General features: G+C 64.1%; 1 protein-coding gene. It reads left to right on the forward strand.

Translation table 11 applies throughout. The annotated features are described in order from the left end of the window. The first annotated feature begins 535 nt into the window (after positions 1–535). Positions 536–2,314 carry a reverse transcriptase domain-containing protein gene (locus ACTOQ2_RS43740; protein ID WP_440107911.1) on the forward strand — a complete coding sequence of 593 codons (1,779 nt, stop codon included), beginning with the start codon at positions 536–538 and terminating at the stop codon, positions 2,312–2,314. Positions 2,315–2,421: the final 107 nt, after the last annotated feature.

Genomic DNA, 2,421 nt, shown 5'->3' on the forward strand with positions numbered 1-2,421 from the left:
TGTGCGCCGCGAGGCGCTCTGTTGCATCCCCGGCTGAGCCGGGAGGAACTTGGAGGGAGGTTTCTGGGTCGAATGGCTGACCTGGATCCGAAAGGTGAAGGGGACAATAGCATGCCAGGAAATCCGGCGACCGGGCCCAGTGGTCAGGGACGGGGTGCCGGAGGGACCCGCGTGATATGGCGAAAGCTTGATTGCCTGAATCCTAATCTCCAGTCGATGTAAGTTCCCATCCACCGGAAAGACCTCTGAAACCGGTGCCGCGCTCTGCGTTGGCTTCGATTGTCGGCCGATGCAACCTCCGGAGTGCGGGGCGACGCCCAGCGAGGGTGTTCAAGGAGATGAGTGGGGCGCCTACGTCACGCTATTACGTGCAACAGAGACGAACGCGGGATCGCCTGTCGGGCGCGAGCCCTATGGCGACGGAGGCCTCGTAGTAGTCGCCGGAGTCACGACCGGCCAAGGAGGGCGGGAAAGCCGCCTACATGGGCGAAGGAGGCCAGGTGACGGGACACCAGCAGATCGGGAGGTATGCGTAATGCAAAGCGCCGCAACGGTGCTGGGTGTCCTGCGTGAACGCGGCAGGCGCGGCCTGCCATGTGAAGAGCTGTATCGGCAACTGTTCAATCCGCAGTTATATCTATTGGCTTACGGACGTATTTACGCCAACCATGGCGCGATGACGCCCGGAGTCACGCAGGAAACCGTGGACGGCATGTCGGTGCGGAAAATCGAACGCATCATTGATGCGATGCGCCACGAGCGCTACCGATTCCGCCCGGTCCGGCGGGTGCATATCCCGAAACAGAGCGGGAGGACGCGTCCGCTGGGGCTGCCGACATGGTCGGACAAGCTCGTCGGCGAAGTCGTGCGCCTGTTACTTGAGGTGTATTACGAGCCGACGTTCTCCGACCGGTCTCACGGGTTCCGGCCACGGCGAGGCTGTCATACCGCGCTGCGGGAGATCGCCAACACCTGGACCGGGACGGCCTGGTTCATCGAGGGAGACATCGCCGACTGCTTCGGGTCGCTGGACCACGACCTGATGATCAAAATCTTGTCGGAGAAGATCCACGACAACCGGTTCCTGCGACTGGTGCGCAACATGCTCACAGCCGGATACCTGGAGGACTGGAAGTGGGGAGCCACCTTGTCGGGTGCTCCTCAAGGCGGGGTCGCCTCGCCGATCCTGTCCTCGATCTATCTGCACAAGCTGGACGAGTTCGTCGAGACGGTTCTGATTCCGGAGTACACCCGAGGGGGACGCAGGGCTCGCAACCCTGCCTACCTCGATCTGCAGAACCAGCTGGCCAAAGCCCGCCGGCGCGGCGACCGAGCCGAGGCTCGGACACTACGGCGACGGATGGTCAGCCTGCCCAGCGCCGACCCGGGCGATCCGGGGTATCGACGGCTGCGGTACTGCAGATACGCGGATGACCATCTGCTCGGGTTCACCGGACCCAAGGCCGAAGCCGAGGAGATCAAACAGCGACTGGCGACGTTCCTGCGTGACGAACTCAAGCTGGAACTGTCGGCGGATAAGACGCTGATCACCCACGCCCGGACCGGCGCGGCCCGGTTCCTCGGCTATGAAATCACCATCCAGCACAACGACAGCAAGACCACCCGCCGCCGCAGGACGGTCAACGGGCAGGTCGCACTGCGGGTCCCGCTGGATGTGGTTAAGGCCAAGACCGCCCCCTACCTGCGGCGCGGCAAACCCGCCAAGCAGAAAGCCCTGACCAACGGGAGCGATTACACCATCGTCGCGACCTACGGGGCCATCTACCGGGGCATCGTCCAGTACTACCTGATGGCCGGAGACGTCTTCCGGCTTCACCGGCTGCGCTGGGTCATGGAGACCTCGATGCTCAAGACCCTGGCAGGAAAGCATCACTCGTCGGTGTCGAAGATGGCGACCAAGCATAAGGCCAAGATCTCCACACCGCACGGGCCACGCACCTGCTTCGAGGCGTGCCTCGAACGCCCCGGCAGGCAGCCACTGGTCGCACGGTTCGGTGGGATACCACTCCACCGGCAGAAGACGGCGACGGTCACCGACCGCCAGCCGATCCGGGTCGATTACCCGCATAAAGAGCTGATCGCACGGCTCCTGGCGGACATCTGCGAGATCTGCCGGCACACGGGCGAGGTCCAGGTCCACCACGTCCGCGCTCTGAAAGACCTCGGCGCACCCGGGCCGCTCCAGCCCCAGTGGGCTCAAGCCATGGCCAACCGGCGACGAAAGACCCTCGTGGTCTGCGCCGCCTGCCACGGCCGAATCCACGGGCAACCTGCTCCACCGCTCACGCAGTAGTCACTGGAGAGCCGGATGATCGGGAAACCATCAAGTCCGGTTCGGCGGGAGGCCGAGCGGAAAAGGATCAGCCCCGGCTGACACCTCGTCGCTCGGCCGACCCATCC

Origin of the sequence: Streptosporangium sp. H16, assembly GCF_051918855.1 — a bacterium.
Taxonomy (GTDB): Bacteria; Actinomycetota; Actinomycetes; order Streptosporangiales; family Streptosporangiaceae; genus Streptosporangium.

Coding starts and splice junctions, on each gene's coding strand:
- ACTOQ2_RS43740 (WP_440107911.1), top strand. CDS start 536: ATGCAAAGCGCCGCAACGGTGCTGGGTGTCCTGCGTGAACGCGGCAGG.